This window comes from Tenacibaculum sp. TC6, from assembly GCF_050606265.1.
In the GTDB taxonomy this organism is placed as follows: domain Bacteria; phylum Bacteroidota; class Bacteroidia; order Flavobacteriales; family Flavobacteriaceae; genus Polaribacter.
In genome coordinates, this window is record NZ_JBOCUK010000033.1 from 17,616 (window position 1) to 39,482 (window position 21,867).

The 21,867-nt window shown below is 31.4% G+C and carries 18 protein-coding genes and 1 pseudogene; 8 read left to right on the plus strand and 11 right to left on the minus strand.

Annotation, left to right across the window (positions count from 1 at the left end; genetic code table 11):
* Positions 1–140 precede the first annotated feature (140 nt).
* Positions 141–1,097: an endo alpha-1,4 polygalactosaminidase gene (locus tag ACQY1Q_RS14465; protein ID WP_431006035.1), complete on the minus strand. Its 957-nt coding sequence runs from the start codon at positions 1,095–1,097 to the stop codon at positions 141–143.
* Between the two features lie 240 nt (positions 1,098–1,337).
* Here ACQY1Q_RS14465 and ACQY1Q_RS14470 point away from each other — a divergent pair, with 240 nt between their 5' ends.
* The 4 genes from ACQY1Q_RS14470 to clpX all read left to right on the plus strand — a co-directional run bounded on the left by ACQY1Q_RS14470 (position 1,338) and on the right by clpX (position 5,220).
* On the plus strand, positions 1,338–1,691 hold the full coding sequence (locus ACQY1Q_RS14470) for a phage holin family protein (protein WP_431006036.1): 354 nt from the start codon (positions 1,338–1,340) through the stop codon (positions 1,689–1,691).
* Positions 1,692–1,829: 138 nt separating this feature from the next.
* Positions 1,830–3,161: a trigger factor gene (tig, locus tag ACQY1Q_RS14475; protein WP_431006037.1), complete on the plus strand. Its 1,332-nt coding sequence runs from the start codon at positions 1,830–1,832 to the stop codon at positions 3,159–3,161.
* Between the two features lie 121 nt (positions 3,162–3,282).
* Entirely contained in the window at positions 3,283–3,942 is a 660-nt protein-coding gene (gene clpP, locus ACQY1Q_RS14480; protein ID WP_431006038.1) for an ATP-dependent Clp endopeptidase proteolytic subunit ClpP, read from the plus strand.
* A gap of 39 nt (positions 3,943–3,981) precedes the next feature.
* Positions 3,982–5,220 carry an ATP-dependent Clp protease ATP-binding subunit ClpX gene (gene clpX, locus ACQY1Q_RS14485; RefSeq protein WP_431006039.1) on the plus strand — a complete coding sequence of 413 codons (1,239 nt, stop codon included), beginning with the start codon at positions 3,982–3,984 and terminating at the stop codon, positions 5,218–5,220.
* A 72-nt stretch (positions 5,221–5,292) separates the two neighbouring features.
* Here clpX and ACQY1Q_RS14490 read toward each other — a convergent pair whose 3' ends face one another.
* Positions 5,293–6,624 (minus strand): leucine-rich repeat domain-containing protein, encoded by a 1,332-nt coding sequence (locus ACQY1Q_RS14490; protein WP_431006040.1) that lies wholly within the window; start codon positions 6,622–6,624, stop codon positions 5,293–5,295.
* 127 nt (positions 6,625–6,751) lie between these two features.
* Here ACQY1Q_RS14490 and dnaG point away from each other — a divergent pair, with 127 nt between their 5' ends.
* Entirely contained in the window at positions 6,752–8,764 is a 2,013-nt protein-coding gene (gene dnaG, locus ACQY1Q_RS14495) for a DNA primase (RefSeq protein ID WP_431006041.1), read from the plus strand.
* Positions 8,765–8,994: 230 nt separating this feature from the next.
* On the opposite strand, the gene nadE is transcribed toward dnaG, so the two are convergent.
* Positions 8,995–9,783 (minus strand): NAD(+) synthase, encoded by a 789-nt coding sequence (nadE, locus tag ACQY1Q_RS14500; protein WP_431006042.1) that lies wholly within the window; start codon positions 9,781–9,783, stop codon positions 8,995–8,997.
* Between the two features lie 96 nt (positions 9,784–9,879).
* On the opposite strand from nadE, the gene gldB reads away from it, so the two are divergent.
* On the plus strand, positions 9,880–10,833 hold the full coding sequence (gene gldB, locus ACQY1Q_RS14505; RefSeq protein WP_431006043.1) for a gliding motility lipoprotein GldB: 954 nt from the start codon (positions 9,880–9,882) through the stop codon (positions 10,831–10,833).
* The gene (gldC, locus tag ACQY1Q_RS14510) at positions 10,833–11,171 is read left to right on the plus strand and encodes a gliding motility protein GldC (protein ID WP_431006044.1); all 339 of its coding nucleotides are present in this window, start codon (positions 10,833–10,835) and stop codon (positions 11,169–11,171) included. Before gldB ends, gldC begins: the two co-directional genes overlap by 1 nt.
* 25 nt (positions 11,172–11,196) lie before the next feature.
* On the opposite strand, the gene folK is transcribed toward gldC, so the two are convergent.
* The 6 genes from folK to ACQY1Q_RS14540 form a co-directional block, all read right to left on the minus strand.
* Entirely contained in the window at positions 11,197–12,324 is a 1,128-nt protein-coding gene (folK, locus tag ACQY1Q_RS14515; RefSeq protein ID WP_431006045.1) for a 2-amino-4-hydroxy-6-hydroxymethyldihydropteridine diphosphokinase, read from the minus strand.
* Positions 12,325–12,561: 237 nt separating this feature from the next.
* Positions 12,562–14,727 (minus strand): polyribonucleotide nucleotidyltransferase, encoded by a 2,166-nt coding sequence (locus tag ACQY1Q_RS14520; RefSeq protein WP_431006046.1) that lies wholly within the window; start codon positions 14,725–14,727, stop codon positions 12,562–12,564.
* 190 nt (positions 14,728–14,917) lie between these two features.
* Positions 14,918–15,187, minus strand: a complete 270-nt coding sequence (gene rpsO / locus ACQY1Q_RS14525; protein ID WP_431006047.1) for a 30S ribosomal protein S15 — start codon at positions 15,185–15,187, stop codon at positions 14,918–14,920.
* Positions 15,188–15,466: 279 nt separating this feature from the next.
* Positions 15,467–16,324: an acetyl-CoA carboxylase, carboxyltransferase subunit beta gene (gene accD, locus ACQY1Q_RS14530; RefSeq protein WP_431006048.1), complete on the minus strand. Its 858-nt coding sequence runs from the start codon at positions 16,322–16,324 to the stop codon at positions 15,467–15,469.
* Positions 16,325–16,415: 91 nt separating this feature from the next.
* Positions 16,416–17,477 (minus strand): class II fructose-bisphosphate aldolase, encoded by a 1,062-nt coding sequence (fbaA, locus tag ACQY1Q_RS14535; RefSeq protein ID WP_431006049.1) that lies wholly within the window; start codon positions 17,475–17,477, stop codon positions 16,416–16,418.
* Positions 17,478–17,567: 90 nt separating this feature from the next.
* Positions 17,568–20,066: a BamA/TamA family outer membrane protein gene (locus tag ACQY1Q_RS14540; protein WP_431006050.1), complete on the minus strand. Its 2,499-nt coding sequence runs from the start codon at positions 20,064–20,066 to the stop codon at positions 17,568–17,570.
* Positions 20,067–20,137: 71 nt separating this feature from the next.
* Between ACQY1Q_RS14540 and ACQY1Q_RS14545 the strand changes: the two genes are divergently transcribed.
* Entirely contained in the window at positions 20,138–20,869 is a 732-nt protein-coding gene (locus ACQY1Q_RS14545) for a TrmH family RNA methyltransferase (RefSeq protein WP_431006051.1), read from the plus strand.
* 118 nt (positions 20,870–20,987) lie between these two features.
* Here the strand turns inward: ACQY1Q_RS14545 and ACQY1Q_RS14550 are convergent, their stop codons facing one another.
* Complete coding sequence (locus tag ACQY1Q_RS14550) at positions 20,988–21,602, minus strand: deoxynucleoside kinase (protein WP_431006052.1); 615 nt, start codon at positions 21,600–21,602, stop codon at positions 20,988–20,990.
* Positions 21,603–21,656: 54 nt separating this feature from the next.
* Positions 21,657–21,797 (minus strand): annotated as a pseudogene (locus ACQY1Q_RS14555) (winged helix-turn-helix domain-containing protein); the annotation flags it as partial.
* Positions 21,798–21,867 lie beyond the last annotated feature (70 nt).

Below are 21,867 nucleotides of genomic sequence, written 5' to 3' on the forward strand. Positions count from 1 at the left end.
AGTTTTTCCAATGTTAAACAGTTGCCCAAGGTTGAAATAGCTTTTTTAATAAAATAATCTCCATTGCTAAATTTTTAAACCACGTCGTATTTTAAAATAGCTTGAGTATGTAAAATTAAAAAAGGCATTACTAAAACATATTAAAACTCATCAGAAAATAAATAATGATAAGCTTTTACGTTGTCAAGATAAGCACCGTCAAAGCCGGCATCAATGCTTTTTTTAATATAAGAATTGTTATTTCCATATATAATTTGATGCCATTCGGTAGCCCAAAATTTCACAAAAATTTCATCTTCATATCCTTTATAAGGTTTTACAAGCCAATGCGGATTGTTAATACTCCAATTTTCATGGTTAAAGTAATAACGATATTTTTCTGCGGCTCCAATGTTGATATAAGATAGTACTAAGCGTTTACCTCCGTTTTTCTTAACCTTTAACTTTGCTAAATCTTCAGGAGTTAAAGCAGTACTATGAAAAAATAAATCAATTAACACGACATCAAAATTGGTGTTGGCAATGTTGTTTATAAAATCATCTTTACTGGAAAAATCATTACCGTTAATAAGGTAAAGATAATTTTGAGCGTTGCTAAGTGTGTTGATGTCATTAACATTTTCATTTACAATAAAATCAGGAATAAATTTATAATCGTAGTTGTAATCTAGTCTGGGAAAACAAATAAACCCCTCGTTAGTATTTTTTTGAATTACGTCATTAACTAATGAGTTGTTGGTAATATAATCTGACACCAAAACTTTTTTGCGCTCAGAAATTTTTTGCAACATGGTTAAACGATCGTATTTAGGAAGTTCAACTCTGTCATAAAACAAAGCTTCTATTCCAATACCGTCAATAGCATTTGCATACATGGTATTAACGCCTCCGGTATATTTTAAATGATTAAAAGCCAGTTCAATTCCGTTTTGAGGAACAATAATAAAATCAGATTTAACCTTTTTAGCATAATTAGAAATACTAATAACAAACTCTTGCATTTTCTCAGAAGGGTTTTCAGGAAAAGTGTCCGTTTCGTTTGTACAAGAGCTTATGATAAGAAACAGAAAAACAGAGAATACTAATTTTTTTTTCATAATAGGGGGACTTTGTTAAAATTAAATTAAAAACGATAAAAGAATAGAATTATTAGATACCTTTAATAACTTTTAATCAAAATGTTATACTTAAAACAGTTGGCAGAAAAAGAACTCTGGGTATTGGGGTGATTATTTTAAAATAACTGCCAAAAAAGCAGGTATTTTAACTTTGGTATAATTATAGAAGAAGGTATTGAGCAATTAAATTTTCATAAATACTAACAAATTACATACAAGATGAAATTTTTTTTAAAGCTGTTATTAACGGCATTGGCAGTTATCATATTAGCAAACATTTTACCGGGAGTAGCCGTTACTAATTATGTAACCGCTGTAATAGTTGCCCTTACTATTTCATTGTTAAATATGTTTGTAAGACCACTTTTAATATTTTTTACATTGCCGGCAACTATTGTAACATTAGGGCTGTTTTTATTTGTAATTAATGCCTTAATTATAATGCTGGCAGATAAATTAGTTGACGGTTTTGCAGTAAGTGGTTTTTTTACAGCACTTATATTTAGCGTGTTGCTGTCAATTTTTAGATCGTTTTTATTTTCACTATTAAAAGAAGAAGAAACAAAAGCGTAAACAAGGTGCTTAGATTCAGGATATAAGAGTTAAAAAGCAATAAGTGAAAAAAAGTCATAATTCTTATCTCTAAAAGTCTTGGTTCTCAATAAGAAAAGTAGTAATTTTGCCCCCGATTTTAAAGAAACAGATTTTAAGATGAACATAACAAAAGAAAGTGTAGATGCATTAAATGCAATTGTAAAAGTTGATATTGTTGCTGACGACTATAAAGAAAAAGTAACAGAAGTATTAAACAGTTACCGTAAAACGGCTAATATTCCAGGATTTAGAAAAGGACATGTTCCAATGGGAATGGTAAGAAAGCAGTACGGTAAAGCTGTAATGATTGATGAGGTAAATAAACTTTTACAAGAGTCATTAAATAAATTCTTGGTAGAGGAAAAGTTAGATATTTTAGGTAACCCGTTACCAAAAGTAAACGAAAACTTTTCTTGGGATGCTGAGAAATTTTCTTTCGAATTTGAATTAGGTTTAGCTCCGGAGTTTGATGTAGATTTAAAATCTAAAAAAGTAAAACAGTATAATATTGTTGCTACTGATGAATTAATTGATAAAGAAGTTGAAAACATTCAAACTCGTTACGGTAAATTAGTTACATTAGAAGCAGCTGATGAAGATGCTAATATTACAGGAACTTTTGTTAATGAAGAAAAAGGAATTAATAAAAAATCTACTTTTTCTGTAAGTGATTTAAAAGGAAAGAAAAACGAAAATAAAGTAATAGGAGCTAAGGTAGGTGATGTTATTGAGTTAGAAACTAAAAAACTTTTTGAAGACGATCATAAATTACAGTATATCTTAGGGGTTTCTCATGATGAGGCACACGATTTAGATGTTACGGTTACTTTAACGGTTGAAGAAGTAGCTAAAACTGAAAAAGCAGATTTAGATCAAGAGTTATTAGATAAATTATTTCCTGACGGAAGCGTAACAACTGTAACTGAATTAAAAGATAAAATTAAGGAAGATGCAGAAAAACAATTCCAACAACAAGCAGACCAACAATTATTAAACGCTGTTGTAGAGGCCTTAGTTGAAAATACAAAATTTGACTTACCAAAAGAGTTTTTACAAAAGTGGTTACAAACTGCAGGAGAAAAAGAATTAACTTCTGAAGAAGCAGCTAGCGAATACGAAAAATCTGAAAAAGGATTACGTTATCAATTAATCGAAGGAAAGATTATGAAAGATAACGATATTAAAATCGATTACACAGAGTTAGTAGAGTACGCTAAAGGATTCATCAGAGTACAAATGGCTCAGTTTGGAAACACTAACCCTGAAGAAAAAGAGTTAGAAGATATCGCGGGAAGAATTTTATCTAACCAAGAAGAAGCTCGTCGTTTACAAGAGCAATTAGTATCACAAAAATTAGTAGGTTTCTTTAAAGAAAATATGGAGTTTGATACTAAAGAAGTTTCTTACGAAGAGTTTATAAAAGAAGTTTATAATATAGACGGAAAATAAAAAACAACATATTTAGTATGAACCTGAACGAGAGTTCAGGTTTTTTTTGCCATCAACTCGTCTATAATATTAATGTAATACTTCTTATATTTACATTTTTATAACCAAAAAACTTTTAATAATGGATTACGGAAAAGAGTTTGAAAAATATGCAACCAAGCACCATGGAATAAGCAGTACTTACTATGAAAAAATAACAAGTAGCTTAACGCCATACATTATGGAAGAACGTCAATTAAACATTACTCAAATGGATGTTTTTTCTCGTTTAATGATGGATAGAATTATCTTTTTAGGTACCGGAGTTAATGATCAGGTAGCTAATATAATTCAAGCACAATTATTATTCTTAGAAAGTGTAGATGCTACTAAAGATATATCAATATACATAAATTCACCAGGTGGAGGAGTCTATGCCGGTTTAGGAATTTATGATACAATGCAGTTTATCAAACCAGATGTAGCTACTATTTGTACAGGAATGGCAGCATCTATGGGAGCCGTTTTAATGTGTGCCGGAGCAAACGGAAAACGTTCTGCTTTACCACATTCACGTATTATGATTCACCAACCTTTAGGTGGTGCTCAAGGACAAGCTTCTGATATTGAAATTACAGCTCGTGAGATTTTAAAATTAAAAAATGAGTTGTATCAAATTATCGCAAATCATTCAGGTCAAACATTTGAAAAAGTATATGAAGATTCAGACAGAGATTATTGGATGAAAGCAGACGAAGCTAAAGCGTATGGAATGGTAGACGAAATTTTAATAAGAAAATAAGAGATTTAACAGCCTCATAGTTGGCTAAAAGCGGATAAGATGTCGAAAGAAGAAAACTTACAATGTTCCTTTTGCGGGCGTAAAAAACCTGAAACTGATTTATTGATTGCCGGATTAGATGCACACATTTGTGATAAATGTATTGAACAGGCACATGGAATAGTGGAAGAAGAAATTGCTGAAGCAAAAACAAGTACTTTGTCTAATGATTTAACGTTGAAAAAGCCTAAAGAAATTAAAGCTTTTTTAGATGAATATATTATTGGGCAAGATGAAACCAAAAAAGCAATGTCTGTAGCTGTATACAATCATTACAAACGATTGTTACAGGACAAGAATGATGAAAATGAAGTAGAAATTGAAAAATCGAACATTGTTTTAGTAGGAGATACAGGAACCGGAAAAACATTAATAGCACGTACTATAGCAAAAATGTTAAATGTTCCGTTTGCCATTGTTGATGCAACAGTTTTAACGCAAGCAGGATATGTAGGTGAAGATGTAGAAAGTATTTTAAGTCGCTTACTACAAGCAGCAGACTATGACGTAGATAAAGCAGAACGCGGTATTGTTTTTATTGATGAAATTGATAAAATTGCCCGTAAAGGTGACAATCCTTCTATAACCAGAGATGTTTCCGGAGAAGGAGTGCAACAAGCTTTATTAAAGTTATTAGAAGGTGCTTTAGTTAATGTAGCCCCTAAAGGTGGAAGAAAACATCCTGAGCAAAAATTTATAGAAGTTAATACTAAAGATATTTTATTTGTTGCCGGAGGCGCTTTTTCTGGTATTGATAGAGTAATTAGTAGACGATTAAATATGCAAGCAGTAGGGTATAGTGCTTCTATTGATGAAGATAAAATAGATGAAAATAACTTACTACAATATATCATTCCATCAGATTTAAAAAACTTTGGATTGATACCGGAAATTATAGGTCGTTTACCGGTTTTAAGTTACATGAATCCTCTAGATGCTAAAACATTAAGAGCGATATTAACTGAACCTAAAAACTCTATAATTAAGCAGTATGTAAAGCTTTTTGCTATGGATGGTGTTGAGTTTTCAGTAACAGAAGAAGCCTTACAATTTATTGTAGAAAAAGCCATTGAATATAAACTTGGAGCCAGAGGTTTACGTTCATTATGTGAAGCTATTTTAACTGAAGCGATGTTTGAACTACCAGGAACAGATGAGAAAGAGTTTATCGTTGATAAAGAATATGCTGAAGCAAAAATTACAAAGAGTGCTTTAACAAAATTAAAAGCAGCTTCTTAAAAAATACTATTTTAAAAAGTAAAGCCTCATTTCGATAAGAGATGAGGCTTTTTAATTTAATATATTTTCAACTTATTTTGTGTTAATCTTGCTGTACTTGGCAATACAATCATAAACCTGTTCTGAGTTTAAATTGTATTTTCTTTGTACTATTTCCTTTTTACTTTGTAAATAAGGAATATTCAACACTAACTTTTCATACTCTGAAACCACCAATTGTTTAAAATTCTCGTAGTAATTAGCTGCAGTATCTGTATTACCTTCTACCTTTTTTATAGAAAGACTTCCAAATTCATTTATCCATTCGGTTAACTGAGTAGGATTTACATTATATTTTTTTTGAATTTCATCTTTTTTACTCTGTAAGTATGAAGGATTCAATACTAACTTTTCATATTCTTCCACGGCAGATTGTTTAAATCTTCGATAATAGGTAGAAGCACTATCGTCAAATTTAGCAGTTGAATTGGTATTTTGACCTTTCAACATACTTCCGAATTTTGAAATCCATTGAGTCAATTGCTCAGGATTTAAATCATACTTCTTTTGAATTTCGTCTTTTTTACTTTGTAAATGAGCCGGATCTAAAACTAATTTGTCATATTCAGCGGCTACTGATAATTGAAACTTTTCATAATAATTAGCAGCAGATTCTTTAGGTTGTTCAGTTGTAACTTGCGGTTCAGCTTTTGTTGGCTGAGATTGTTGCGTATGGTTAGCTTCTGTATTGCTAGGTACAGATACAGCTGAGGTAGTAACAGTAACCGTTTCACCATTTTCTGAGTAAGTAGTTTTACTGTCTTTATACCAGCCGTCCGAATACTTGTCGTATGTTTCTTTTGTAATAAAAATCTTACTTATTTTATTATTACTGGCATCTAAATTCTCTAAAACAGTACAACCTTTAATATCAAGAGAAGTAAGTTTATTGCTGTTACAATATAAATCCTGTAAAACAGGTTTTTCGCCTAAAGTTAACGATATAAGTTTGTTATTGTCGCAACTAATAGAGGTAAGTTCAGGATTGTTGCTTAAGTCTAAAAACTCAATTTTATTATTACTACAGTTTAAAAAAGTAATACTTGCGTTTTTAGTAAGGTTAATTTTGGTAATTTCATTACCATTACAATCTAAACGCTTTAAATTAGGAAAATGCTCAATACCTGTTAAGTCTTTTATTTTAGCATGAACGTTTGGTAAACTTTTATTGTTTAACGGATCATTTATATTAAGATTTACAACATATTTAGCATCACTTACTAAGATGTTTCCGTTTAAACCGTTAGAATCAAGATTTAAATCTATTAAAGCTTCTTCCAAACCAATATCAGGTATTAAAATTGTTTCCTGAGAAAACAATGTAATAGTAATAAGTGAACAAAAAAGTGTATTTATAAATTTCATAATTAAGGAGATTTTGGGTCAAATTTATATATTTATATACTTTTAGCCAATTAAAATTATACTTAGACGCTTTTAGAAGTTGTAGATGCTTAAAAGCATTATCTTTGCCTGTCTTATTTAAAATGATATGATAACCCAACAAACCATAGATAAAGTTTTTGAAGTTGCCAGAGTAGAAGAGGTAATCGGAGAGTTTGTGCAATTAAAAAAGGCGGGTAGTAATTTTAAAGGGCTAAGTCCTTTTACAGATGAAAAAACGCCGTCTTTTGTTGTATCACCGGTTAAGCAAATTTGGAAAGATTTTAGTACGGGTAAAGGGGGGAACTCTGTGTCATTTTTAATGGAACATGAGCATTATACCTATCCTGAAGCAATAAGGTGGCTGGCTAAAAAATACAATATTGAAATTGAAGAAACTGAACAATCTGACGAGCAAAAGCAACAGTTAAATGAAAGAGAAAGTATGTTTTTGGTATCAAAATTTGCCAAAGACTACTTTCATGATGTGTTAATGAACACGCAAACGGGAAGAGCCATTGGTTTGTCTTATTTTAAAGAAAGAGGCTTTAGAGAGGATATTATTGAAAAGTTTGACCTGGGATATTGTAAAGACGAATGGGATAATTTTACCAATGCAGCTTTAGCAAAAGGATATGATTTAAAATATTTAAAAGAAACCGGGTTAACCATTGTTAAAGAAGGAGGAACAGAAGACAAGAAGTTTGATAGGTTTAAGGGACGTGTAATGTTTCCTATACACAGTATGTCCGGAAGAATTCTAGGGTTTGGAGGTAGAATTTTAACCAACGATAAAAAGGCGGCTAAATACCTGAATTCTCCGGAAAGTGAAATTTATCATAAAAGTAAAATCCTCTACGGACTTTATCATGCTAAGAAAGAAATAGCTAGGCAAGACAATTGTTTTTTAGTGGAAGGTTATACAGATGTTATTTCATTTCATCAAGCAGGAGTTGAAAATGTGGTAGCTTCATCAGGAACAGCTTTAACTCCGGATCAAATACGATTAATTAACAGGTTAACAAAAAATATAACCGTACTTTTTGATGGAGATGCTGCCGGAATACGAGCATCTATTAGAGGTATTGATTTAATTTTAGAGCAAGGAATGAATGTTCGAGTGGTGTCTTTTCCGGAAGGTGAAGATCCGGATAGCTTTGCTAAATCTCATTCCAGTGCCGAATTAAAAACATATTTAGAAGAAAAAGCGCAAGATTTTATAGAGTTTAAAGTTTCTTTATTAATGCAAGATGCGAAGAATGATCCGGTGAAAAAAGCAGGACTGATTCGTGATATTGTTACCAGTATTTCAAAAATCCCCGACGGAATTCAGCGTGAAGTTTACGTACAAGAATGTGCTAGGATTATGGATATTTCTGAGCAAGTTTTGTTTAGTGAACTAGCCCAATTAATGAATAAAAGCGGGTTAAGAGGTGGTACTAGTGCTGATTCAACTTTAATGTCAAGATCCGCTGCAACTGAAACGTTACAAAGAAGTAACGGGCAAATGGAGTTGGTAAAAGGAAAGGTAGCCGGAAAACAAACTCAAAAAATAGATCAGTTAACCATTCTTGAAAAAGAAATAATAAGAATACTCTTAATCTACGGAAACGAAATTGTTGAATTCATTAATTGGGTAGATGCATATGATAAGCACGGACGCCCAATGCTTGAAAAAGAAGAGTACCAAAGTACAGTGTTCAATGAATTGTACTTGAATTTACAAGATGATGAAATAGAGTTTTCTAATGAATTATTCAGATTAACTTATCAAGAATTAGTAAATCAATTAAACCAAAGAGAAAAGGTGGTAATTGATGAGCTTATAATGCATGAAAATACAGAAATATCAAGCTTAGTTACCAATATATTAATGGATGAAGAAAAGTATATTTTGAGTAACTGGGAAAAAAAAGAAGTATTTGTAACCGAAACGGTAAAAATATTACCAAAGCTAGTAACAGATGCTATTTTAAACTTAAGACGTGTATTAATTGAAAAGAAAATTCAAGGTATTTTAGAAGATATTCAAAAAGAACAAGTAGCGCCTGATTTAGAGGAAATACGCAATTATACAGAGTTAAAAAAACTCCTTTTTGAAAAGCTTAACAGAGTGATTTAAAGTAGAATTTCAAAAAAGGAGTTTTTTCCTTTGAGTTTATAATATGCTATTCTGTTTATTTTTTGTACATTAGCAGCCGAAAAGAACAAGAAATCAAATTATACATTATGAGAAAGTTGCTACAATTTTTCGAGCTTATTAGGCTAGTTATTTTACTCCCCTTTAAAATTTCTAACGGTAAAAAAAAGCAAGCATACAAAAAGATAAAACAGCAAATGATATCTGTTAATTTACTTTAATTCGCTTGGAATTTCACAAACAGGTATCGGTATCATTTTATGTTGATTTATTCGGTTTAGACGTGTGTATATATTGTATACTTCTAACTCTCTTCCGGTAAAATCATTTTCTGTTTTTCCTTTTGCCTGCATATTCATGGCCCATTCTAACTCGTCGTATGAAGCACCAATTTGGTCTTCATCAGTTCTGCTGTCACCAAATAAACCATCGGTAGGCTGTGCTTCTTGAATAGATTCAGGAACATCTAAATATGCTGCTAATTCATATACTTCTGATTTTACTAAATCAGCAATAGGGCTTAAATCTACTCCACCATCACCATATTTGGTAAAAAAACCTACTCCGAAATCTTCAACTTTATTTCCGGTTCCGGCAACTAAAAGTCCATGCAATCCGGCAAAATAATATAAAGTAGTCATACGTAAACGAGCACGTGTATTAGCCAATGCTAAATCTACTTTTGGAGAAGCAGCAACAGGTGGAACCACATTTTTAAAATCTTCAAAAGTACTGGTTAAATTCACCTCGGCTTCACTAACATTGCTAAAGCGTTCTTTTAATGATTTGATATGTTCATTAGCTCTGCTTACTTGGCTTTGAGCTTGATGAATAGGAAGTTCAACACATAAAGTTGGTAGTCCGGTTTTTGCACACAAAGTAGAGGTAACTGCGCTATCTATTCCTCCTGAAATACCTATTACAAATCCATTTACTTTAGCATTTATAGCATATTCTTTTAACCATTCTACAATATGTTCAACAACTTTAGGTGTATTCATTTTGTTTATTTTTTGTTAGGTGTGATTTTTTTTCTTGATGAAACTATTTTAGTAATTTCGACGTTGTAAAATTTAAATGTAAATATAGTAAAGTTAATGCGAAAAATTTTTGCCCTTTTTTTAGCTGTAATCCTGGTTTCTTGTGCAAAAAATGACACAAAGAAAATAGATGTATCTAACACAGAGGTTACTTTTAACTTAGATAGATTTGATGTTGATTTTTATAATAATCAAAAAGAGCTTAGTAAACTAAAACAAGAATATCCTTTTTTATTTCCAAAGACTATACAAGATACCGTTTGGACTCAAAAAAGAAAAAATAAAGACGAGCTTGAGTTGTATGCTGAAACTCAGAAAGTATACGCTACTATAGATGACTTACATGCCGAATTAACCTCTTTATTTAAGCATATAAAATATTACAATCCTAAGTTTAAAAGCCCTAGAACCATCACAATGTTGACTAATATAGACTATGAAAATAGAGTAGTGTATGCAGATAGTTTATTGTTCATTTCTTTAGACGCTTATTTAGGAGAAAACCATGAGTTTTACGGAGACTATCCGGCGTATGTAAAACAAAACAATCAAAAGAATCATATTATTGTTGATATAGCAAATAGTATTATTAATAAACAGGTATTACCTGAAAATAATAGAACATTTATTGATAAAATGATTTATAAAGGTAAAAAGCTATACTTACTAGATAGGTATTTGCCTGAAGTTGCCGATAAAGAAAAAATAGGATATTCTGAAACTAAATATGAATGGGCAGTACATAATGAAGAGCAAATATGGCAATATTTTATAGGGAAGGATTTACTGTTTAGTACAGATAAAAGTTTAGATAGAAGATTTTTGGATATAGCACCTTTTTCGAAATTTTATACGGGAGAAGATAATTTATCTCCCGGACGAATAGGAGAGTGGGTAGGATGGCAGATTGTAAGATCTTATATGAAAAATAATGACGTATCTTTGCATGAGTTAATAAGAACAAAAGAAGAGGATATCTTTAAAAAATCTAAATACAAACCAAGACAATAATGAGTATTGCACATAAATCAAAAATTACATTTACAGTAGGACTTGATGAAAATAGAGTTCCGGAAGAAATTTCATGGAATGCAGAAGATGGAGGTATTAACAATGAACCGTCAAAAGCTATTATGTTATCTGTATGGGATCATAAGAAAAAAGATACATTACGTATTGACTTATGGACGAAAGATATGCCTGTAGATGAAATGAAACAGTTTTATCATCAAACGCTAGTTTCAATGGCTAATACTTTTGAAAGAGCAACTAATGATGAAAAAATGAGCGCTACTATGCGTGATTTTTGTGATTATTTTGCAGAAAAGCTGGAGTTAATCAAGAAATAAAAAAAGCTGTCAATAGACAGCTTTTTTAATGGTTTTTTATGAGATTAATAATGTGTTCGTAATCATCAGTATTATTAACAAAATCAAGATTAGAAACATCAATAATTAAAACATTTAAGTTCTGTTGCTGCGTTTTTATAAAGTTAATATATCCGTCATGGATTTTTTGTAAATAACCAGCTTCAATATTCTGCTCATAATCTCTTCCTCTCTTTTTAATATTTTGTAGTAAACGCTCTGTGTTTTGATATAAATACACATACAAATCAGGTTTTGTAATTTCTTTATACATCAAATCAAACATTTTTCTATACAAAGTATATTCATCTTTTTGTAGGGTGATTTGTGCAAAAATCAATGATTTAAAAATATAATAATCTGAAACTATAAAATTTTTAAATAGGTCAAATTGAGCTAAATCATCTGTCAGCTGCTGATAACGATCTGCCAAAAAACTCATTTCTAACGGAAAAGCATAGCGCTCATTGTCATCATAAAATTTAGGTAAGAATGGATTGTCTGCAAAACGTTCTAAAACTATTTTAGCATTAAACTCATCAGCCATCATTTTAGTTAAAGATGTTTTTCCGGCTCCAATATTACCCTCTATGGCTATATAATTATATTTTTCAGTAATAGGAATAGGACGCTTTAACTTTTCTTGAATTGTTGTTATTTCAGAAGTATCGGTACAATTTTCTAAACAGGTGCTCAGTTTAACTTTTTCTATAGGATGAATTACATTTTTTGCAATTTCAGCTAACGGAGCTAAAGCAAACTTACGTTCCAACATTCTGGGGTGTGGAACAATTAAGTTTTTTGAAAAAATAATTTCATCATCAAAAAGAAGAATATCAATATCTATATTTCTATCAGAATATCCGTCTTTGTCATTTCTAATTCGCCCTAAATCCTTTTCAATTTTAAGAAGTTCTTCAATAAGAGTATCAGGAGGCAAATATGTAGATACTTTTATACAAGTATTATAAAAGTTAGTGCTGTTAAAGCCCCATGAAGGAGTTTCATAAACTGAAGCTACTTTAAGCACAGAACCTATTTTTGTAGCAATTTGTTGAATTGCTTTTTGTAGGTTTTCTAGCTTATTCCCTTGGTTGGTTCCTAATGAAAGGTATGTAATTCGTTGTATTTTCATTTGTAGACTGCAAAGAAAAATAAAAGAAAAGCAATTTGAGCAAAAAAAGTAAATAATTTATTTTTTAAAAGTAGGGTATTTACTTTTTCAATTGTTTTATATACGAATTTCTTAATAGAGTAAGGTTTTTTGCTAGGGTCTTAATTGGGGAATTATGATCTTAAATTTCACAAAAATCTCTTAATTTAAAAAGGCTACCAGTTTTTGGTAGCCTTTTAATTTTTATAACAATGAAGTTTATGCTTCTTTATTATTATTTTCTCTTGGGTTTTTATCCTGTCTAGGAGGTCTAGGTAATAACATTTTTCTAGAAACCTTTTCTTTACGTGTTTTAGGGTCTACACCAAGGTACTTAACTTCAAATACATCACCAAGGTTTACAACATCAGTAACATTATTTGTTCTTTCCCAAGCTAGTTCTGAAATATGTAATAAAACTTCATTACCAGGTGCAGCTAAATATTCAACAACAGCCCCAAACTCTAAAACCTTAACAACTTTTACTTCGTAAACGTTTCCTTTTTCCGGTTTAAACACTATTGCTTTTAATCTTGCTAAAACAGCATCAATTCCTTGTTGGTTAGTACCTAAAATTTCAACAATTCCTTCTTCTGTAGCCTCGTCTTCATTAATAACAATTGTTGTTTCAGTTTGTTTTTGTAACTCTTGAATATGTTTTCCTCCAGGGCCAATAATAGCTCCAATATATTCTCCGGCAACTCTAACAGTAACAATTTTAGGAGCATGTGGTTTAACATTTTCATTTGGCTTAGCAATGGTGTCTGTTAACTTTTCTAATATATGTAAACGACCTTCACGAGCTTGCTTTAATGCATTTACTAAAATTTCGTATGATAAACCTTTAATTTTAATATCCATTTGACAAGCTGTAATTCCATCAGCAGTTCCGGTTACTTTAAAGTCCATATCACCTAAATGATCTTCATCACCTAAAATATCCGATAATACAGCATAACGCTCTCCGTCAGAAATTAATCCCATAGCAATACCTGAAACAGGTTTTTTCATTTGCACACCTGCATCCATTAAGGCCATTGTACCAGAACAAACGGTTGCCATAGAAGAAGAACCATTAGATTCTAAGACTTCAGAAACAACTCTGATTGTGTACGGACAATCAGCAGGAACCATTCCTTTTAAAGCACGTTGTGCTAAGTTACCATGTCCTATCTCACGACGAGAAGTTCCTCTTAATGGGCGAGCTTCTCCTGTAGAGAAAGGAGGGAAGTTATAATGTAAATAAAAACGCTCTTCATCTTGAACAGTTGGCGTATCTACCATGTTAGCATCTCTTGAAGTACCTAAAGTAACCGTTGCTAAGGCTTGAGTTTCCCCACGAGTAAAAATAGATGAACCGTGAGCTCTTGGTAAATAATCAACTTCACACCAAATTGGTCTGATATCAGTAGTTGTACGTCCATCTAAACGTAAACCTTCGTTTAAAGTTAAATCTCTAACGGCAGCTTTATGTGATTTTCCGAAGTATTTTCCAACTAAATCACCGTATTCTTCTAATTCTTCTTCGGTAAACATTGCCATAACTTCATCTTTTACTTCAGAAAAAGCTAAGCCTCTTTCTTGTTTTGAAGTTCCTTTTTTAGCAATATCGTAACATTTTTGGTAAGTTGCTTCATGAATTTTAGCCGCTAATTCTTCATTTTCAGCCTCTCCTTCATACTCGCGAACTTCTTTTTTACCCACTGCCTCTGCTAATGCGGTTTGAGCCTCACATTGAACTTTAATAGCTTCATGAGCAAATCTGATAGCTTCTGCCATTTCTTCTTCAGAAACTTCATCCATCTCACCTTCAACCATGGCAACAAAATCAGCAGAAGCTCCTACCATTAAATCAATATCTGCTTCTTTTAATTGTTTTGCACTTGGGTTGATTACTAATTCACCGTTAATTCTAGCTACTCGAACCTCAGAAATAGGAGCTTCGAAAGGAATATCAGATAATTGAATAGCAGCTGAGGCAGCTAAACCTGCTAAAGCATCTGGCATTACGTTTTCGTCATGAGACATTAATTGAATCATAACTTGGGTTTCTGCATGGTAATCTTTTGGGAATAATGGACGTAAAACACGGTCAACTAAACGCATTGTTAAAATTTCTTCATTACTAGGTCTCGCTTCACGTTTCATAAAACCACCTGGGTAACGACCTGCAGCAGCAAATTTTTCACGGTAATCAACCGTTAATGGTAAAAAGTCAATACCAGGAGCAGCTGTTCTTGCTGATACAACAGTTGCTAATAACATAGTATCTCCCATTCTTACAACAACAGAACCATCTGCTTGTTTTGCTAATTTTCCAGTTTCTAGTGTAATGGTTCTTCCATCTCCAAGTTCTATGACTTGGTTAAATACTTTTGGAATCATAAATGTTTTTTCTAAAAATTTTAATTTGTTGTTCGTGTGTTGTTGTGTTGTGTTTGTTGTTGTTTCAATGGAAGTATAAAAACTTTTAAATTAGATTCTTAATGAAAAAGAATTTGTTTTAAAAGTAACTAAAATTATCGAATTATGTACAATAAAAAAGAGGCAGGAATTTCCTGCCTCTTTTTAAGGATTATTTTCTGATGTTTAATTCTTTGATAATCGCACGATATCTGTTGATATCTTTTTTCTTTAAGTAATCTAGCAAACTTCTACGCTTTCCTACCATTTTAACTAATGAACGTTCAGTGTTGAAGTCTTTACGATTAACTTTTAAGTGCTCTGTTAAGTGATTAATTCTAAAAGTAAACAAAGCGATTTGTCCTTCTGCAGTACCGGTATCGTTAGTTCCTTTACCGTGTTTAGCAAAAATTTCTTGTTTTAATTCTTTGGTTAAATACATGCCAATATTATATTAAATGATTATTATGTATTCAATGTTCTTACATTGAAGCCGCAAATGTACAATTATTTTTTGATTAAGAGATAGAAACTATCAAATAATAATTTGTTTAAAATAAATTAAACCTTTGGCTGTAAATAGCGTCTTAAAGAAGATGAAATTTCTTTTATTTCTAGGGGAATTAATAAATAATTAGTAATTTCAAGGCTTTGCCTTACCTTATATGGAAAGGTAATATTTTTAGGGGAAAAAGAAAGCCAGCGAAAGCTGGCTTTTGATTTATGCTCTTATAGGTTGGTTTTGTATTAAATCTAAATACAAGTTAACCTGTTTTTTTAAGTCTTTACGTTCGTAAATAGCATCTAAAAATCCATGTTCTAATAAAAATTCTGAACGCTGAAAACCTTCCGGTAAGTCTTTACCAGTAGTGTCTTTTACTACACGAGGTCCGGCAAATCCTATTAACGCATTTGGTTCTGCGATGTTAATGTCTCCTAACATAGCAAAAGAAGCAGTTGTTCCTCCTGTAGTAGGATCTGTACATAATGATATGTACGGAACTTTAGCATTGGCTAATTGCGCTAATTTTGCAGAAGTTTTTACTAATTGCATTAAAGATAAAGAAGCTTCCATCATACGAGCTCCTCCTGATTTAGAAATCATTAAGAAAGGGATGTTTTTTTCTATAGAGTAATCAATAGCACGAGCAATTTTTTCTCCTACAACACTTCCCATAGAACCACCGATAAAAGCAAAGTCCATAGCAGCAATTACTAAATCTTTACCTAATGATTTTCCTACGGCTGTTCTAACAGCATCCTTTAACCCAGTTTTTTTCTGAGCTTCTTTTAATCGCTCAGGATATTTCATGGTATCTTCAAATTTTAAAGGGTCTTTAGCAGAAAGTTTAGCATCTAACTCTTTAAATTCACCATTGTCAAAAAACAATTCAAAGTACTCCTTACTACCTATACGAACATGATAACCATCTTCAGGACTTACATATAAGTTTCTTTTTAATTCGTCAGTGTCAATTATTTTTCCACTAGGGGTTTTATACCATAACCCTTTAGGCGTGTCTTTTTTTTCCTCGGTTGGGGTTTGAATTCCTTTATCTTTACGTTTAAACCAAGCCATAATAAATTGTCTTTAGTTATTTGTTTACTAATTTGGCTTTCTTTTTCAGTTTGCTTTATAGCTTTTTCCGATGCAAATATCTAAAAAAATATTATGATAATGTATTTACGTTGTTTAAATCCTCAAAAGCCTGTTTTAATCGGGTTTTAAAAGTAAGTTCTCCTTCACGTAACCATTTACGTGGATCGTAGTGTTTTTTGTTAGGAACATCATCACCTTCAGGGTTTCCTATTTGTGATTGTAAATATGCTGATTTATCTTTCATATAATCACGAACTCCTTCAGTAAAAGCATATTGTAAGTCTGTATCTATGTTCATTTTGATAACACCATAACCAATAGCTTCTCTAATTTCTTCTACAGTAGAACCAGATCCTCCGTGGAATACAAAGTCGATTGTATTTTGAGGAACGTTGTATTTTTCTGAAATATATTCTTGAGAATTTTTTAAGATTTTTGGAGTTAATTTTACATTTCCAGGTTTGTAAACTCCATGTACATTACCAAAAGCAGCTGCAATAGTAAATTGGTCACTTACTTTCATTAATTCTTCATAAGCATAGGCAACTTCTTCCGGTTGCGTATATAGTTTAGAGCTATCTACATCAGTATTATCAACACCATCTTCTTCACCACCGGTGATTCCTAATTCAATTTCTAAAGTCATACCCATTTTACTCATACGAGCAAGGTATTCTTTACAAATTTCAATATTTTCTTCTAATGGTTCTTCACTTAAATCAATCATGTGAGAACTATATAAAGGTTTACCGGTTTCAGTAAAATGTTTTTCACTGGCATCTAATAAACCATCAATCCAAGGTAATAATTTTTTGGCAGCATGATCTGTGTGTAAAATTACAGGAATACCATAAGCTTCTGCTAATAAATGAATGTGTTTAGCTCCAGCTATTGCTCCGGCTATTGCTGCTTTTTCATTTTCATTAGACAACCCTTTTCCGGCATTGAATTGCGCACCTCCGTTTGAAAACTGAATTATAACAGGTGAATTTAGTTCTTTAGCAGTTTCTAAAACCGCATTTACAGTATTTGAGCCTACAACATTTACAGCAGGCAATGCAAAGTTTTTTTCTTTAGCTAATTTGAAGATTTCCTGAACTTCTTTACCAGTGGCAACTCCAGCTTTTATCATTGTGTTATTTTTTAGTTTATGGTTGTTATTAAATGACAAATCTACGTTTTTTTAACCAAGTACGGTTAATTTTTTACTACAACGTTTTTGTTAGAATGGGTAGTTAATTCCTATGTTTAGTACAGAACTTGAGAAGTTAAAATTATGAAACCATCTATTATTACTAGTTTCATATGGCTCATGCATTTTAAAACCTAAATCTAGACGAGCTATTAAAAATTTAAAGTCATAACGTACTCCAAAACCGCCTCCTACAGCAATATCAGAAAGTGATTTAAAGCTGTCAAATTTGGCTGCTTCATCTATAAATTCAGATCCCGTAATGTCCCATATATTTCCGGCATCAACAAATAAAGCTCCTTTAAGCGGACCTAGTATGTCAAACCTGTATTCCAGACTACTTAAAAACTTAAGACTCCCTATATTGTATTCAAGTCCTGGAGATCTGGTACCTGGGCCTAATGCATAGGTTCTCCATGATCTGATATCATTAGAACCTCCAGCGAAATAACTTCTGGAGAAAGGAACATCCGATTTATTATAAGTAAAAATAGCTCCGAGAAATGTTCTGTGCGCCAGAACAGAGTTACCGCTTAAATTCCAGTATTTTTTATATTCAATATCTGTTTTAAAATATTGAGCCACCGGTATTTTGAATACGGTTTTTTGGTTGAATTCATTTTCTTGTTTAGAAAGTAATCCCATGACATTACCTGAGTTAGCAATTCTAACTCTAAAAAAAGAGAAGTTCTGATCTTTAAGGTTTTTTTGATTGTTGTAGGTAAAGCTATATGCAATTTCAGGTATTAAGAAGTCAGAAGTAACAATCTGATATCGCTCATATATATTTAATAATTGTAAATAGTCTGCTGGATTTGAATTAGCAAAAGCTTTATTTCCTAATATAAGATCAGCACGATTAATTATTAAACTAAAATTATCTGCAGAAGCACTAGGGGGGAATTGAAAACTAGGGTCATACGCTTTATAGGCTTCTCCTATACTTTGTAGTTTTTTATATTCAGAATTATAAATTGAAAAATAGTTTTCAACATTTAAATTACGGATGTATTGTGCATTGAGTAGTTCTAACTGAATTGTTTTTTTGGTATTAAAATTCCATTTATAATCAATACCAACAGTTATGTTTTGTTTGTCTAATCCTATGTTTTTTTGAATGTTAATACCTCCGTAAAATTTTGTTTTAGGAAACATTCGCTTAGGAACAAATTTGTGTAACCCGAACGGAGCAACAAAGCGAGGAATTTCTAGTGAAATATCACTACCAATTTCCCAACCGGGACCGTTATTTGAGTTAAAGTATGCTCCGTGAGTTGAGATTCTGAAAATTTCGGCCCCTCTAAATGTATTTCTGTTAGTTAAAGAAAATTTACCGGAAATATCAAAGTTTCTGATGTTAGAACGAGCTAATTCTGTATCAAATCCTAAGGTGTATTTCTCCGTTGGAGTTAGAAAAATATTAGCTTCTAATTCATGGTCATTCAATTCGTTGAAACGAATGGAAGTAGTTTTGAAATTTTTTAACCCTCTTAAATGAGTTCTTGTTAAGTTTCTTAAGGTGTCACTATAAACAGAGTTTGGTTTGATAAATAATGATTGTGATAAGTATTTAGGATTGTATTTTAATTTATCATAGGCAAAAAAGCGTATGTTATTATAGGTTACCGTATCCGTGTAAACATCGTCTTTTTTACTATAGGTATAATCAGTATATACATTAATATTTTTGATTTTTTGTACCTGATATGGTTTTGATAAATATTTACCGCTTTGTTCTACCACTCTGTCAGAAATAACCAACTCAACATTTGTTTTGTAACTAGCGGTATCAGCAACATAAAAATCAATACTTTCATTTTTATCAAAATGATAAATACCATTATTTCTGAATAGTTTAGTTAACCTGTTAGCCTCGTTAATAAAATTCTGATCTTTATATTGTTGTTCAGTTTTTAAAAAGCTTTTTTCTTTACTGATTTTGTAAATAGAATCCAAAACAGGAGATTTAATATCTTTAAAAATGGTATCTAAAAAAAGCGGTTTTCCTTTTTCAACATAGTAAGTTATTTTTCCTTTTTTATGAGATACAGTATCTTTTTCTGCTCTTAATTTTGTTTTGAAGTACCCTTCGTTTTGATAATACGTTTTTAAGTTTCTTAAGGTAATGTCTGTTTTTTTATCATCTATAATAACGGGAGGTTGTCCACTTTTTAAAAACCAGTTATTAAAGTTTATGGCAGATTTGGCAACGGCAATACTTTGTTTTTCTGAAAAAGTATTCTTGAAAAAATTATAAGTTTTTGGGTGTTTTTTACCCCATTCACTTGGCGTTTTTGGCCCTTCAGGATTTCCGAAGTTGTAAAAATATAGTGCTAAAGGTAGTAGGTTGAAGGTTTTTTCATTAGGACGCTGAATTAAAAGTTCATTCAATTCTTTGTCAGATGTTTTTACGCTATCAACATAAATAGTATTCTTTACAAGAAGCTGTTCATTCTCTTTAACATATTTTATGGTACTACACGACCCGAATATAACCAGTAATAAAAAATAAAAAGAGAGTTTTTTCATTAACTTTACAGCGCGAATTTAATTACCAAAAATACTATTTTTTTGAGGGTTAAAGTGTTAAATATTATTTAATGAGTTTATCTAAAAACAATATAAAACTGATAACTAGTTTACAACAAAAAAAGTATAGGCAAAAGTATAAATTATTTGTTGCCGAAGGTATAAAAGTGGTAAAAGAGTTATTAGCGTCTGATTTAGAGGTTTATCAAATATACTGTACAGATGAAACATTAGATTTTAATAACTCGTCACTATCGGTGTTTATGATTACGGAAACCGAACTAAAAAAAATAAGCACATTAAAAACGCCTAATAAGGTTTTAGCACTGTTTAAAATTCCGGAAAGAGAAGATACTAATCATAGCGATTTTATTTTAGCATTAGATGGCGTTAATGATCCCGGAAATTTAGGAACTATTATTCGTTTATGTGATTGGTTTGGGGTTACTAAGCTTGTATGTTCTTTAAATACTGTTGATTGTTATAATCAAAAGGTAGTTCAGGCTACTATGGGGTCTTTAACACGTGTAACCGTTGTTTATACTGATTTACCGGATTATATAGAAAATGTTAATGAGCCTGTATATACAGCAGATATGGATGGGGCTAATGTGTATGAGTCAACCTTACCTGAAAAAGCTGTTTTAGTAATGGGGAATGAAGCCAATGGTATTTCTGCAGAGGTTAATGCAAAGATAAGATATAAATTAACGATTCCTCGTTTTGGTGAAATACAACAAACTGAGAGTTTAAATGTAGCTACTGCTACTGCAATTTTATTAAGCGAATTTAAAAGAAGATAGCTAAGGTTGAAAAACTATAAAGATGTATTTAACTGATAGCATAGACTCTTTTACACCATTACTATTGAAAAAGCCTAGTGTTTTTCTGTAAAATGAAAAAGAATATAAAATAAACGAACTAGAATAGTCCGTTTATTTGAGCATCAATTTTATCAATGATGGTTCCTAAATCTTCTTGGTTTTCAACAAAATCTAAGTTATCTACATCAATAATAAGAAGTTTACCTTTGTCATACGTTGAAATCCAAGCTTCATAACGTTCATTAAGTCTGCTTAAATAATCAATACTAATTGAGTTCTCATATTCTCTACCTCTTTTATGTATTTGCCCTACCAATGTTGATATATCGGCACGTAAATAAATAAGTAAGTCGGGTGGAGTAACTAAGTTTTCCATGAGTTCAAATAAAGAGCTATAATTGCTATAATCTCTATTGGTCATTAAACCCATTGCATGTAAGTTAGGAGCAAAAATATGGGCATCTTCGTAAATAGTTCTATCTTGAATTATTTTCTTTCCGGTTTTACGAAGTTCTAAAATTTGACGAAAACGACTGTTTAAGAAATATACTTGTAAATTAAAAGACCAGCGTTCCATTTCGCCATAAAAATCATCTAAATAAGGATTTTCATCTACAGACTCGTAATGGGGTTCCCAATTGTAATGTTTTGCTAATAATTTTGTTAGAGTGGTTTTTCCTGCGCCAATGTTACCGGCAATAGCTACATGCATAATTTACAAATTTCAACATGTAAAATTACATAAAAAAATAAATTACAAAAGTCTTTAACAAATCAATTTATAACCATAGCCTCTTATATTAACAATCTGAATGTTGGGATCATTCTGTAATTTTTTTCTAAGCTTAGATATAAATACATCCATACTTCTGGCGTTAAAAAAATCATCATTCCCCCATAGCTTTGAGTCGTCCTAAAATAGGTTGACAGATTTAAAAAATATTATTTAAACCAGAGAGGCTAGCTTCTCTGGTTTT